At 74.1% G+C, this 13,221-nt stretch carries 13 protein-coding genes and 1 pseudogene; 7 read left to right on the top strand and 7 right to left on the bottom strand.

The window, feature by feature from the left end; translation table 11 throughout:
- Both KPF47_RS36365 and KPF47_RS36360 read left to right on the top strand, forming a co-directional pair.
- On the top strand, window positions 1-246 hold a 246-nt coding region (locus KPF47_RS36365), incomplete at its 5' end, for a hypothetical protein (RefSeq protein ID WP_224392930.1).
- Entirely contained in the window at window positions 186-1,403 is a 1,218-nt protein-coding gene (locus KPF47_RS36360) for a glycoside hydrolase family 3 C-terminal domain-containing protein (RefSeq protein ID WP_224392929.1), read from the top strand. The genes KPF47_RS36365 and KPF47_RS36360, both read left to right, overlap by 61 nt.
- A gap of 9 nt (window positions 1,404-1,412) precedes the next feature.
- Here the strand turns inward: KPF47_RS36360 and KPF47_RS36355 are convergent, their stop codons facing one another.
- From KPF47_RS36355 to KPF47_RS36345, 3 genes are read right to left on the bottom strand one after another with little or no spacing between them, the layout of a single operon-like run.
- Entirely contained in the window at window positions 1,413-2,969 is a 1,557-nt protein-coding gene (locus KPF47_RS36355; protein WP_224386351.1) for a GMC family oxidoreductase, read from the bottom strand.
- Entirely contained in the window at window positions 2,966-4,522 is a 1,557-nt protein-coding gene (locus KPF47_RS36350; protein WP_224386350.1) for an APC family permease, read from the bottom strand. The genes KPF47_RS36355 and KPF47_RS36350 overlap by 4 nt, the downstream gene beginning before the upstream one ends.
- A gap of 42 nt (window positions 4,523-4,564) precedes the next feature.
- On the bottom strand, window positions 4,565-6,034 hold the full coding sequence (locus KPF47_RS36345) for an aldehyde dehydrogenase family protein (RefSeq protein ID WP_224386349.1): 1,470 nt from the start codon (window positions 6,032-6,034) through the stop codon (window positions 4,565-4,567).
- Between the two features lie 157 nt (window positions 6,035-6,191).
- Between KPF47_RS36345 and KPF47_RS36340 the strand changes: the two genes are divergently transcribed.
- A complete protein-coding gene (locus KPF47_RS36340) occupies window positions 6,192-6,920 on the top strand; it encodes an IclR family transcriptional regulator (RefSeq protein ID WP_308015284.1) in 729 nt (242 codons plus the stop codon).
- 7 nt (window positions 6,921-6,927) lie between these two features.
- On the opposite strand, the gene KPF47_RS36335 is transcribed toward KPF47_RS36340, so the two are convergent.
- A complete protein-coding gene (locus KPF47_RS36335; protein ID WP_224386347.1) occupies window positions 6,928-7,392 on the bottom strand; it encodes an SRPBCC family protein in 465 nt (154 codons plus the stop codon).
- Between the two features lie 196 nt (window positions 7,393-7,588).
- Here KPF47_RS36335 and KPF47_RS36330 point away from each other — a divergent pair, with 196 nt between their 5' ends.
- The 3 genes from KPF47_RS36330 to KPF47_RS36320 all read left to right on the top strand — a co-directional run bounded on the left by KPF47_RS36330 (window position 7,589) and on the right by KPF47_RS36320 (window position 10,366).
- The gene (locus KPF47_RS36330; RefSeq protein ID WP_224386346.1) at window positions 7,589-7,945 is read left to right on the top strand and encodes a hypothetical protein; all 357 of its coding nucleotides are present in this window, start codon (window positions 7,589-7,591) and stop codon (window positions 7,943-7,945) included.
- Window positions 7,942-9,558 (top strand): alpha/beta hydrolase, encoded by a 1,617-nt coding sequence (locus KPF47_RS36325; protein WP_224386345.1) that lies wholly within the window; start codon window positions 7,942-7,944, stop codon window positions 9,556-9,558. Before KPF47_RS36330 ends, KPF47_RS36325 begins: the two co-directional genes overlap by 4 nt.
- A gap of 160 nt (window positions 9,559-9,718) precedes the next feature.
- Complete coding sequence (locus KPF47_RS36320) at window positions 9,719-10,366, top strand: TetR/AcrR family transcriptional regulator (RefSeq protein WP_224386344.1); 648 nt, start codon at window positions 9,719-9,721, stop codon at window positions 10,364-10,366.
- 66 nt (window positions 10,367-10,432) lie between these two features.
- On the opposite strand, the gene KPF47_RS36315 is transcribed toward KPF47_RS36320, so the two are convergent.
- Complete coding sequence (locus KPF47_RS36315; protein ID WP_020624259.1) at window positions 10,433-10,636, bottom strand: cold-shock protein; 204 nt, start codon at window positions 10,634-10,636, stop codon at window positions 10,433-10,435.
- 159 nt (window positions 10,637-10,795) lie between these two features.
- Between KPF47_RS36315 and KPF47_RS36310 the strand changes: the two are divergent.
- Window positions 10,796-11,637, top strand: a pseudogene (locus KPF47_RS36310) (IS5 family transposase).
- Between the two features lie 418 nt (window positions 11,638-12,055).
- Here the strand turns inward: KPF47_RS36310 and KPF47_RS36305 are convergent.
- A complete protein-coding gene (locus tag KPF47_RS36305) occupies window positions 12,056-12,580 on the bottom strand; it encodes a hypothetical protein (RefSeq protein ID WP_224392928.1) in 525 nt (174 codons plus the stop codon).
- A 48-nt stretch (window positions 12,581-12,628) separates the two neighbouring features.
- Window positions 12,629-13,102 (bottom strand): alpha-hydroxy-acid oxidizing protein, encoded by a 474-nt coding sequence (locus KPF47_RS36300; protein WP_374108945.1) that lies wholly within the window; start codon window positions 13,100-13,102, stop codon window positions 12,629-12,631.
- Window positions 13,103-13,221 lie beyond the last annotated feature (119 nt).

The raw sequence follows: 13,221 nt of genomic DNA, 5'->3' as shown, positions 1-13,221 counted from the left end.
CAGGGTGGTGGCAGCGCGACCGTGCGGCCGGCCGCCCCCGTCGTCTCCCCGCTGGAGGGTCTGCGCGGGGCGCTGGGCCCGGACCGCGTCCGGTACCGGCTGGGCGCGCAGGTCGCCGAGGGTGTGCAGCCGTTCGCGCCGGACCGCATCACCAACCCGGTCACCGGAGGCCCGGGCTGCGCGCGGTGTTCCGGGACGCCGACGGCGCCGCGCTGCGCGCCGAGGACCGCCTCGGGGCCGCGCTGATCTGGATGGGCCCGGAGATCCCCGAGGGCGCCGACCACGTCGAGATCTCCCTGCGCTGGGACGCACCCGCCGGGACGCACCGGCTCGGCGCGGCCGCCGTCGGACACGTCACGCTCGACGTGGACGGCACCACCGTGCTCGACACCGAGGGCGTCCTGACCGGCGACGAGGGCCCCGGCGCGGCGATCTTCGAGGCCCCGTCGGTGACCGCCGGGGTCACCGTGGACGGGCCGGTCGAGGTGGTGCTGCGGTTCCGTCCGTCCGGCCGGGAGGCGGGGATGGCACTGTGCGCGGTCACCGTGGGGACCGAGACCGTCGTCGCCGACCCGGACGCCGAGGTCGCCGCCGCGGCCGCGCTCGCCGCGGAGTGCGACGTCGCGGTCGTCGTGGTCGGGACGAACGACCGGATCGAGAGCGAGGGGTTCGACCGGACCACCCTCGCGCTGCCCGGGCACCAGGACGCCCTGGTCAGGGCGGTCGCCGCGGCGAACCGGCGCACCGTGGTCGTGGTGAACGCCGGCGCGCCGGTCCTGCTGCCGTGGCGCGAGGAGGTGGCCGCGGTCCTGCTCGGCTGGTTCGGCGGTGAGCGCTTCGGCGAGGCCGTCGCCGACGTGCTGCTCGGTGTGGCCGAGCCGGGCGGACGGCTGCCCACCACCTGGCCCGCGACCGGACGGGAGCGCTCGGTGCTCACCGGTGCCCCGACCGACGGGGTACTGCGCTACGACGAGGGCATCCACCTCGGGTACCGCAACTGGCTGCGGCACGGCGAGACGCCGGCGTACCCGTTCGGGCACGGTCTCGGCTACACGAGCTGGACCCTCGACGCCGCCACCGCCGGTCCCTGGTCGGCCGACGGCGTCGCGGTGACGGTCACGCTCACCAACACCGGCACCCGGGCCGGGCGCCAGGTCGTCCAGGCCTACCTCGCACGGTCCGGCGGCGAGGTCGAGCGCCCGGCCCGGTGGCTGGCCGGCTGGGCCGTCGTCGACGCCGCCCCCGGCACGACGACGGTCACCGTCCCGGTCTCCCGCCGTGCGTTCCGGCACCGCGCCGGCGCCACCTGGGCCACCGAGCCCGGGACCTGGACGCTGCACCTGGGGTTCTCGGTCACCGACACCCCGCTGCACGCCGACGTCGAGGTCGTCGCGCAGGGGTGAGGCACCCGCTCAGGCGTGCGCCGCCCGCACCAGGTCCGAGCACTTCTCCCCGATCATCATGGTGGTGATGTTCGGGTTGATCGCCGGCAGGAACGGCATCGCGGAGGCGTCGGCGACCCGCAGCCCCTGCACCCCGCGGACCCGCAGCGCCGGGTCCAGGACGGCGCCCGGGTCGTCGTCGGTCCCCATCCTCGCCGTGCACGCCGGGTGGTAGACGGTGTTGTGGGTCTTGCTGATGTAGTCGGCGAGCTCGTCGTCGGTGACGGCCTCCGGCCCCGGGGCCAGTTCGGCGGCGATCCACTCCTTCAGCTGCGGCTGCTCGGCGATGCGGCGGGCCAGCCGGACGCCCTCGGTCATCACCCGCATGTCGTGGCCCTCGGGGTCGGTGAAGTAGCGCGGGTCGACCCGGGCCCGGTCGCGGAAGTCGCGGGTGCGCAGCCGCACGGTGCCCCGCGAGCGGCCGCGGGTGACGTTCGGGGTGAGGCAGAACCCGTTGTCGGTGGTCGGGTAGCCCCAGCGCAGCGTGTTCATGTCGAACGGCACCGAGCCGTAGTGCATCATCAGGTCCGGCCGGTCCAGGGCCGGGTCGGTGCGGTGGAACAGCCCGATCTCCCACCACTGCGAGGACTCGGTGACCATCGGCTTCGCCGCGTCCCAGAAGACCAGGCCCTCCACGTGGTCGTCGAGGTTCGACCCGACACCGGGCAGGTCCGAGCGGACCTCGATGCCGAACTCGCGCAGGTGCTCGCCCGGGCCGATGCCCGAGAGCATCAGCAGCTTCGGGGTGTCGATGGCGCCCGCGGAGAGGATGACCTCACGCCCGGCCTGCACGGTCTCGCGGCCCGGGCCGATGCCCCGCTGGTACTCCACGCCGGTGGCGCGGGTGCCGTCGAACAGCACCCGGGAGGCCCAGCAGTCGGTGCGCACCTCCAGGTTCGGGCGCGAGTCCAGGATCGGGTGCAGGTAGGACACCGACGCCGACGCGCGGGTGCCGTCGGGGAAGGAGTTGATCTGGAAGTACCCGGCGCCGTCGGTGACGGTGTGGCCCTCGTTGAACCGCACCGTCGGCATGCCGACCTGTGCGGCGGCGGCCAGCACGGCGTCGCCGCACGGGTCGGTCGCCGGGATCTGCATGAGGTTGACCGGACCGGAGCGGCCGTGGCCGTCCCAGTCGCCGTCGTTGGTCTCCAGGCGGCGGATCAGCGGCCAGCACTCGTCCGCGGACCAGCCGGTGAGGCCGGACGCGGCCCACTCGTCGAGGTCCTCGCGCGGGGTCCAGAAGGCGATGCAGGAGTTGTGCGAGCCGCAGCCGCCGAGCACCTTGGCCCTGGCGTGGCGCATGTGGGAGTTGCCGCGCTCCTGCGGCTCCACCGGGTAGTCCCAGTCGTAGCCGGAGTCGAGCAGCGCCATCCAGTCGGTGAGCCGCAGGATGTTCGGGTCGCCGACGTCGGACGGCCCGGCCTCCAGCAGCAGCACCCGCGCCGCGGGGTCCTCGGACAGCCGCGCGGCGAGCGCGCAGCCCGCCGAGCCGCCCCCCACCACGACGTAGTCGAACCGGTCGGTCATGCCGTCTCCCCCATGCCCTGCTCGATCTCCTTCGCCCGGTGCTCGGGCAGGCAGCCCAGCCCGTGCCTGCCGCGCAACCGGAACCACGCCAGCCCGGCCAGCGCGACGACGCCGATGAACAGGAACGCGACGAACCGCAGCCACCCGGTGCCGTAGACCTCCTCACGCGGCCAGGCCAGGTTGATCGCCATCGCCGCGCCCCACAGCACCGCCAGCACGTTCACCGGCAGGCCGAGGCGCCCCAGGGAGAAGTACCCCTCCTGCCCCTCGTCCGGCCACTGCCCGCGCAGCCGCCGGACCAGCATCGGCACCGTGACCAGCAGGTACGCGATGTAGATCATGATGATCGCCACGCTGGTGACCGCGGTGAACACCTCGGGCACACCGATGTTCGCGACCAGGATCAGGATCGCGACGACACCGACGACGATCGCCGGCACCACCGGCGTCTTGTGCTTCGGGTCGATCCGGGCGAGCACCGAACCGGCGGGCAGTGCGTTGTCGCGGGCCATCGCGAACATCAGCCGGATCGCGGCGGTGTGCACCGCGAGCAGGCAGACGATCACCGCGATGCTGATCGTGATCAGGAAGACCCGGCCGATCGTGCCGCCGGCGACCTCCAGCAGCACCAGCTGCCCCCCGCCGTCCTTGCTGCCCAGGCGCGGGTCGGCCAGGTCGGGCGCGGCCAGGATGATGCCGAGCAGGATCAGCCCGCCGAGCACGAACGAGGCGACCACCGCGCGCAGGATCGCCGCCGGGGCCGTCCGGCGCGGGTCGACCGTCTCCTCGCCGAGCGAGCTGGCGGTGTCGAAGCCGTACATCACGTAGGCCGAGGCGAGCGCCGCGACGAGGAACGTGCCGAAGTACCCGCCGCCACCCGCGGCCGGGGCCGGGGTCTCGAACAGCACCGAGACGGGGTTACGGATGCTGAGCAGCAAGGCCACGACGATGACGACGGCGGCGATCAGCTCGATGAACACACCGGTGGAGTTGATCCGCGCCATCAGCTTCACACCGACGGCGTTGATCACCGTGGTGAGCACGATCAGGATCGCACCGAGCAGCACGCCGTTGACGGCGGCGTCTCCCGCGTCGGAGGCGTCGCCGACGAGCTGGAAGCCCGACCAGATCTGCGGGAACGTGAGCTGCGCGGCCAGCGCGACCGCCGCCAGCGACACCACCGAGGCGGTGAACATCATCCAGCCGGCCAGCCAGGACACGGTCGGCCCGGCGAGCTGCTTGGACCAGTTGTAGACCGATCCGGCGACCGGGTAGCGCCCGGCCAGCTCGGCGAAGGACAGCGCGACCATGAACTGGCCGGCGAACACCATCGGCCAGGACCACCAGTAGGCCGCGCCGCCGGTGCCGAAGCCGAAGTAGAACAGCTGGAACGTGCCGGTCAGGATCGAGATGTAGCTGATCCCGGCCGCGAAGCTGGCGAACTTGCCGATGCTGCGGTCGAGGGTCTGGCTGTAGCCGAACTCGGCGAGCCCTCCCCCGTCTCCGTCCGCGTCGCGGGAGGGGTCCCGCCGGGTCGGTTCGGGAACGGTCATCGTGGACCTCCTGGGCCGTTGCGTCGCGTCATCATGGCGGCCTCAACGGCCCGAGAACCATCCCTGGGGCTGCGGAGCGGTGTTGGTCCACACGTGCTTGATCTCCTGGTACTCGGCAAGGCCGGTCGGTCCGAGCTCGCGGCCGTTGCCGGACCGGCCCATGCCGCCCCACTCCGCGCCCGGGAAGTACGGGTGGAAGTCGTTGATCCAGACGGTGCCGTGACGCAGCGCGGACGCCACCCGGTGGGCGCGGCCCATGTCGGCGGTGAACACCGCACCGGCCAGGCCGTACTCGGTGTCGTTGCCGAGCCGGACCGCCTCGTCCTCGGTGCGGAACCGCTCCACGGTCAGCAGCGGACCGAAGGTCTCCTCGCGGATCAGCCGCGACCCCGGGGCCAGGTCGGTGATCACCGTCGGCAGGTAGAAGTAGCCCTGCGCCAGGTCCGGGTCGTCCGGGCGGGCACCGCCGCACCGGATGGTGGCGCCCTCGGCGCGGGCGGCCGCGACGAAGTCCTCGATCTTGGCCAGGTGCGCGGCGGAGACCAGCGGGCCGACCTCGACGCCGTCGGCGAGGCCGTCGCCGAGCCGGATCCGCTGCGCGCGGCGCACCACCTCGTCGACGACGGCGTCGGCGACCGAGTCCTCGATGATCAGCCGGGCGCCCGCGGAGCAGACCTGCCCCGAGTGCAGGAACACCGCGAGTATCACGTAGTCGACGGCGAGCTCGAAGTCGGTGTCGGCGAACACGATGTTCGGGTTCTTCCCGCCCAGCTCCACGGCGGTGCGCTTCACCGTCTCGGCCGAGGCCCTGATGATCTTCTGGCCGGTGGACAGGCCGCCGGTGAAGCTGACCATGTCGACGTCGGTGTGCTCGGTGAGCGGGGCGCCGACCGAGGGACCGTCGCCCAGCACGATGTTCACCACCCCGGCCGGGATCCCGACCTCCTCGCACAGCTCGACCAGCACGATCGAGGTGAGCGGGGTGACCTCGCTGGGCTTGATCACCATCGTGTTGCCCGCGGCGATCGCCGGGGCGACCTTCCAGGACAGCTGCAGCAGCGGGTAGTTCCACGGCGTGATCAGGGCGCAGACGCCGACCGGCTCGTGCACGATCCGCGACACCACGGCGGGGTTGCCGGTGTCGACGATCCGGCCGGCGTCCTTGTCGGCGAGCCCGGCGTAGTAGCGGAAGACGGCGGTGACGTCGTCGACGTCCTGACGGCCCTCGGCGATCGTCTTGCCGGTGTCGAGGGTCTCCAGCCGGGCGATCCGCTCCCGGTCCCGCACCAGCAGGTCGGCGATCCGACCGAGCAGCGCGCCGCGCTCCCCGGTCGTCGTCCGCCGCCACGGCCCGTCGTCGAAGGCCCGGCGGGCGGCGTCGACCGCGCGGTCGACGTCGTCGGGCCCGGCCTGGTCGACCTCGGTGACCGTCGAGGCGTCGTAGGGGTTGATCACCGGGACGGTCCCGGCGGACCCGGTGGTCCAGCTTCCGTCGATGTACAGGCTCGGCACGGCGCGAGCTTTCACCGGGAACAGGTCGCTGTGCAAACCGGACCGGCGTCCGGTGCGCCAGGACACGGTCCCGCATTCCGGTCCCCGCGTGGCGACGCCCCGGATGCCCGGTTAGAGTTGCGCCATGGGCAACACGGTGCGTGGACGGGAGCCCGGGGTGCAGTCGGTCGACCGGGCCATCACCCTGCTGACGTTGCTGGCCGACCGGAGCGAGGCGGGGGTCAGCGAGCTCGCGGCGTCGCTCGAGGTGCACAAGTCCACCGCCTTCCGGCTGCTCGGCGCCCTGGAGGAGCGCGGGCTCGTCGAGCAGATCGCCGAGCGCGGCAAGTACCGCCTCGGGTTCGGCCTGATCCCGCTGGCCGGACGGGTCGCCGAGCGGCTGGAGGTCACCACCCAGGGCCACCCGGTCTGCGAGACGCTCGCGGAGCGGCTCGGCGAGACCGTCAACATCGCCATCCCGGACCGCGGATGGGCGGTGAACGTGGACCAGGCCCGCGGCCCGTCGATGGTCACCACGTTCAACTGGCTCGGCCGGATCACCCCGATGCACAACACCTCCAGCGGCAAGGTGCTGCTCGCCTCGGTCGTCCTCGACGACCCGACGACCATGCCGGACACGGTGCCGGAGCAGGGTCGCGACACGCTCGTCGACGAGCTGCACCGGGTCCGCGACCGCGGCTACGCGTGGTCGCTCGAGGAGCTGGAGACCGGGCTCAACGCCGTCGCCGCACCGGTGCTCGACCACGGCGGGGCCGTCGTCGCGGCCCTGTCGGTGTCCGGCCCCGCCTACCGCCTCCCGGCCGACCGGATCGAACGGATCACGCCCGAGGTCGTCGCCGCCGGGCGGGAGATCAGCCGTCGGATGGGGTTCTGGCGCGAGCGCTGAGCGGCGTCTACCGGGGTGGTGCGGGGGCGGGGCCCTGCAGACGTTCCAGTACCGGCGGCAGGGTGCGTTCCAGCTCGTCGCCGTGGCGCTCGAACTCGCGCCGCAGGAACGGCGCCGCCAGCTTCAGCAGCCCCTTGAGCCGGACGTGGGCGTGGAAGCTCACGACGCTCCCACCGGTCTCGGTGGGTTCGACGACGATCTCCTCGGTCGCGGTGACCGTCGCGTTCTCCCCGACGAACACGACCCGGTGCGCCGTGAGCTCGCACAGCGTGTGGTCGAGCTCGCTCTCCCGCCCGCTCCACACCGACACCGTGCGCCAGGCGGCACCGACCGCGACGGGGCCGCCCCCGTCGGACCGGGTGCTGGCGCGCACCGTGGGGTCCCAGACCTCGCTGTGCCCGTGGTCGGCGAGGTAGCCGAGCACCGTCGGGACAGGGGTGGACACCGTCATCACCCGCTGGACGCCGACCACGACGCTCCTCTCCCCGGCCGGGCGCCGCGGGCCCGGCCCGCTGCTCCCGACCGGCGCAGATGGTCTCACGACGACCTCTCATGATCGAGAGCGCCCGCGTCGGATTCCTCCGATCGCCCGTGCCGCGGCCGCGCGGCACGCACACTCCTCCCGACGCGGGCCCGGTGGGTCCGCCACCGACGACGGAGGTGCCGCGGTGCACGACCGAGACCGACCCGGGACGCCGTGGACCGGGCGGTGCCCGACCGCGCCGCACCCGTCCCCCGGCGGACCGGTGCGCTCCGATCCCGACGCGCTCGACGCCGCCGCCGCGGCCCTGGACCGGACCGCCGACGGACTCGCCGCCGACGCGGCGCTGCTCGGCGGCGCCGCACCGGTACCGGGCTTCGCGACCGGATCGGCGGCGACGGCCTGGGAGGACTCCATGGTGCGGGCGGTCCGGGAGCAGGCGGGGCGGACCGCGTCCCACGCGTCGGCCCTGCGTGCGGCGGCGGCCGCCTGGCGTGCGGCCGACGACGACACCGCGTCGGCGTTCGCCGGGCGCACGTCGTGAGCGCCGGGCCCGCGCTGGGCGACGTCGTGGCGGCCGACCCCGGCGCGTGGCTGCGCCGCGCCGGCACCTGGGACGGGTTGTCCCGGGCGCTGTCCGACCGGGCGACGGAGCTGGAGCGCTCGGCGCCGGGCGCCTGGGCCGGAGCCGACGCCGACGCGGCCGCCCGGTCCCGCGCCGAGCAGGTACGCCGGCTGCGCGACGACGCGGGGACCGCCACCCGGGCCGCACACGTCCTGGGCGCCCACGCCGGCGAGGTGCTCGACGCCCAGCGGCGCCTGGTCGTCGCCGCGCTGGCGGTGCACCCGCAGTTCTCGGTCGACCTCGAGCGCGGCACGCTCTCGGCCGGTGCCGGTGCGCTCCCGCTCGGCATGTGGCGGCTGCCCGCGACGGTCGCGCGCTTCGCCGCGGACCTGGTCCGCCTGTCCGGTGCGGTCGCCGACGCCGTCGGGGCGGCGCCCCGGTCCGACCGCGCCACGGCCGCCGCGCTGGACGCGCTCCGCCCGGCGCCCGGCCCCGCTCCCCTCCCGGTCACCCCCGCAGCGGAACCGCCCGCCGGTGCGGGCCCCGGCACCGTGCGCGCCTGGTGGACCGGGCTGGCGGCGGCCGAGCGGGAACGGTTGCTGCGCACCCGTCCCGCGCTCGTCGGCGGGCGCGACGGTGTACCGGTCCCCGACCGGGACCGGGCGAACCGGATCCTGCTCGAGGACGAGCTGTCCCGGCTGCGGGCCCGGGTGGCGCTGCTGGAACGGGCCGGGGACACGGTCGGCGCGGACCGCGCCGGACGCACGGCGGCCGGGCTGGAGGCGACCCGCCGCCGCCTGGACGCCGGCGGCGCGAGCCTGCTCCGCCTCGAGCGCGGCACCACGGGCGGCCGGATCGTGCTCGCCGTCGGCGACCCGGAACGCGCCACGCACGTCCTCACCCACGTCCCCGGGACCACCGCGGGCTGGGACACGGTGCCCGGCGACCTGGCCCGGGTCGAGGCGACCCGGGCCGCCGCACGGGCGGTCGCGCCCGGCGGGTCGGTGGCCGCGGTGCTGTGGACCGGCTACGACGCGCCCCCGGACCTGCTCGCCGCGGCCGACCCCGGTGCCGCCCGCGCCGCCGCCGGGGACCTGCGGGACTTCCAGGACGGTCTGCGGACCGGACACGACGGGCCGGTGCACCTGACCGTCGTCGGGCACTCCTACGGCTCGGTGGTGGCCGGGAACGCCGCCCGGGGCGCCGGCCTCGCCGCCGACGACGTCGTGTTCGTCGGCAGCCCCGGGACCGGCGCGGCCCACGCCTCGGACCTCGGCACCGCGCCCGGGCACGTGTGGGCCACGACCGCCGGGCACGACCCGATCGGCCGGGTGCCCGGGGTCGAGGTGTTCGCCACGTCGCGGGGGCTCTCCCCGACCGGGCTCCTGCACGGCCCCGACCCGGCGGCACCGGGGTTCGGCGCCCGGGTGTTCGCCTCGGCGCCGGGGTCGCCGCTGCCGCGGCCGGACGACCCGGCCACCCCGAACGACGAGACGGCGTTCGCCTCCGCCCACGGCGGCTACTGGGACCCCGGATCACCGAGCCTGTCCACGCTCGGCCGGATCGTCGCCGGGGCGCCCGTCCCGCCGTGACGCTGGGTCACGTCCGGACTGCTTTGCGAGACCACCGCACGCCCGGGCGGCTACCGCTACGACCCGGTTCCGAACCGGAGATGGGCCAGGTCACAGGTAGTCGTCAGGCCGATCGCGACTACCCTGTCCCGGACGTGGGCACGGGCAGTAGCATGCGAGCGTGACCGAGACCGAGAGCAGACCGGCACGGCGCACCGGCCGCCCGCCCCTGACCGACCGCGCGACACTCCTGGCCGCAGCGCGCGAGCTCGGCTTCTCCGACCTGACGGTCGGCGCGGTGACCGCGCGGGTCGGGGTGAAGTACTCCACGTTCTACCGCCACTTCCCCAGCCTGGAGGCGCTCGTCGCCGCCCTGGTCGACGACGTGGTCACCGACGACGTGTTCCCCGCGACCGACGAGGGCCGTTGGCAGGAGCAGATGCTCGCCTTCGCCGCAGCGACGTTCGACGTGATGGCCGAGCACCCCGGCCTCGCCCCCGCCATGGTGCGGCTGCCGGAGTCCCCCGAGGCCCTGCTGTCGGCCTTCCGCAGGCTCGCCGACCGGCTGCTGGAGGCCGGGTTCACCGCGGAGGACGCGGTGCTGGGCGCCTCGACCGCCATCCACATGGGAATGCAGCCGTGGCTGACGGCGCACTCCCCCGGCACCGGGGACGCGCGGCGGCGCGAGCAGCTGCTGGACTCGGCCGAGCCGTTCGACGCCGCGGTCCGCGCGGTGGTCCGGGACCGGATCGACGACCCTCCCCGCAGCTGGACCCTCAGCCGCGTCGAGCTCGTCGTCGCGGGCCTGGAGACCCGTCTGGCGTCCTGACCCGGACACGACGACGCCCGGGGTGCTTCGCGTGAGCACCCCGGGCGTCGGCGTCGGATCAGGCGGTCAGGTGGGGACGACCTGGTCCGCCTGCGGACCCTTCTGACCCTGGGTGACCTCGAAGGTCACGGTCTGCCCCTCGTCGAGGCTGCGGTATCCGGAGGACTGGATCGCGCTGAAGTGGACGAACAGGTCCTGCCCGCCTCCGTCCGGCGTGATGAACCCGTACCCCTTCTCCGCGTTGAACCACTTGACGGTTCCCTGTGGCATCCGGATGTCTCCTCGCGTCTTGCCGGTTCCTACGGGGTGGACATTAGAGGTCGCGCGGATTGGTCACAGCTTGGCCGCGGTCGAGTGTCTGGGGGCGAGGGCGGGTACGGGCCTGCCGATCATGAAGTTATCTACGCTTCGTGATCGTCTGGAGGCCGCGTGCCCACCCTGCCATCATGGCTGACCGAGCCGTTGTGGGACCAGTTCACCGCGCTGCTGCCTCATCGAGACGAGTTCGATCCCACCCATCCGCTGGGCTGCCATCGCCGCCGGATCGCGGATCGGATCGTGTTCGACAAGCTCCTGCAGGTACTGCGGTTCGGCTGCTCGTATGAGGGCATCGCTGACAGCACCTGCTCGGCGACCACCATCCGCGATCGTCGTGACGAGTGGATCAGGCTCGGGGTCTTCGCCCAGCTGCGTCGGATCGTCCTGGACGCCTACGACCGCATCGTCGGTCTGCTGCTGCACGACATCGCCGTCGATGGCGCCATCACCAAGGCCCCCGGCGGCGGCGAGGTCGCCGGTCCGTCGCCGGTGGACCGGCGCAAACAGGGTATGAAACGTTCGGTGCTCGTCGAGGGATACGGCATCCCGCTGGGCCGAGTCCTGGCCGGAGCCAACCGGCACGACTCCCCGCTACTGGCCCCACCCTCGACCGCCTCGATGCTCTCGGCCCGCTGCCCGACGACATCACCGTGCACCTCGACGCCGGCTATGACTCCGGCAAGACCCGCGACACGCTGGCCGAACGAGGCCTGCACGGCGAGATCGCGCACAAGGGTGAGAAAGCGCCGATCCAGGCCACCCGCCGCTGGCACGTCGAGCGGACCAACGCTTGGCACAACAGCTTCAACCGGCTGCAGCGCTGCTACGAACGACGAGAAATCGTCGTCGACGCGTTCTTCGACCTCGCCGACACGATCGTCACACTCCGTAGCTTGATTCGGCAGGCCTGGACCACACACCGCTGGAACGCCCGACCTGCACGACGTCCATGATCACCAACCAATCCGCGCGACCTCTTAGCCGCACCGGACCCCGCCGTGCTACAGGCGACGTGCGATCGGGTACCGGCGCGTCGCACCGTCCGTCCCGTCGCCCCGTTCCCGTCGGCCCGCGGGACGTCAGCCGAGGACCGCGGCCAGCACCAGCCCGCCGCTGGTCGCGACGAACGACAGTCCGCTGACGACCCGAAGACCGGGTGGCGCACGACGCCCGGCCCCCAGGCCATCGGCAGGAACAGCGCCGGGTTGACCCAGGTGCCGAACACCAGCACGGCGACGAGCCAGCCGGGCAGGTCCGGGGCGGCCAGCCCGACCGCGACCAGGATCAGCCCCATCAGCACGAAGTCCAGGTGGGCCTGCAACAGCCGGCGCGGTTCCACGATCCCGATCCGCCGCCAGGCGTCGGGACGGGTCACCGACACCACGACCGCCCAGCCCAGCACCGCACCGAGCGCGAGCTCGACGAGCCCGATCCGCACCATCGCGTCCACCGGGTGATCATGGCCGACGCCCGGTCCCCGCCGGGCACCGGCTCACCGGCGCGGGACCAGCCCGCCCGCGTAGAGCGCCCACGCGACCAGCAGCGGCTGTCCGGCCAGCCGCGCCGCGCGCTTCGTGTCGGTGTCGAGCCCGAAACCGTCGACCCGGTTGCGGTACTGCGAGATGTTCCGGGGAAGATCGCGGTGAAGAACGCCGCGGCCAGGCCGCCGACCCGGCGCCGCTCCTTCGGCAGGCCGGCCAGCGCGGCACCCAGCGCGATCTCGGCCGCGCCGGAGAGCAGCACGACGTCGTCGGTGTCCATCGGGATCCACGGCGGGACCTGGGCCCGGAACTCGCGGCGGGCGACGGTGAGGTGGGAGGCCCCGGCGAGGACCAGCATCGCGCCGAGCGCGAGGCGGGCGGCGTCCTGCCGGGTACGGGTGCTGACACGGGTCATGGTCCGACCGTGCCACGGAGGGTGCCCACGGGCGCGGCGGGCGACCCGTCAGGGGCGCCCGCGCAGGTCGATCCCGGCGGGGCTCGTGGCGCCGGCCAGCCCGCAGACCAGGTCGAGCTCCGCGACGACGTCCTGCAGCACCTGCGCGACACCGCGGGCCCCGTCGAGGGCGAGGCCGTGCACGAACGGGCGACCGAGCAGCACGGCGCGGGCACCGAGCCGCACGGCGGTGGCCACGTCGGCCCCGGTGCGCACCCCGGAGTCGAGCAGCACCGGGAGCGCGTCCCCGACCGCGTCGACCACACCGGGCAGCGCGTCGAGCGAGGCCACGGAGTGGTCGACCTGGCGACCGCCGTGGTTGGAGACGACGACGCCGTCCACGCCCGCGTCGGCGGCGCGGCGGGCGTCGTCGGGGTGCAGGACTCCCTTGAGGACGATCGGGAGCCGGGTCCGCGAGCGCAGGGTCGCCAGGTCCTCCCAGGACAGCCGGGGTCGCGAGTAGACCCGCAGGAAGGTCTCCACCGCCGCCCGCGGGACGGGCGAGCGCAGGTTGTCCGGAACCGGCCGGGGGCGTTGTGCGGGTGATCTCCAGCAGGGTGCGCACGGCCTGTGGGGTGACCGTCGGCCGGGCCCCGGCCGAC

Source organism: Pseudonocardia sp. ICBG1293, assembly GCF_020131355.1.
Classification (GTDB): Bacteria; Actinomycetota; Actinomycetes; order Mycobacteriales; family Pseudonocardiaceae; genus Pseudonocardia.
This window is presented reverse-complemented; position numbering and strand designations above follow the sequence as displayed.

Bases quoted from the DNA above. Each gene is read 5' to 3' on its own strand.
- KPF47_RS36350 (WP_224386350.1), bottom strand. From the start codon at position 4,522: ATGACCGTTCCCGAACCGACCCGGCGGGACCCCTCCCGCGACGCGGAC.
- KPF47_RS36305 (WP_224392928.1), bottom strand. From the start codon at position 12,580: ATGACCCGTGTCAGCACCCGTACCCGGCAGGACGCCGCCCGCCTCGCG.
- KPF47_RS36355 (WP_224386351.1), bottom strand. From the start codon at position 2,969: ATGACCGACCGGTTCGACTACGTCGTGGTGGGGGGCGGCTCGGCGGGC.
- KPF47_RS36315 (WP_020624259.1), bottom strand. From the start codon at position 10,636: ATGCCACAGGGAACCGTCAAGTGGTTCAACGCGGAGAAGGGGTACGGG.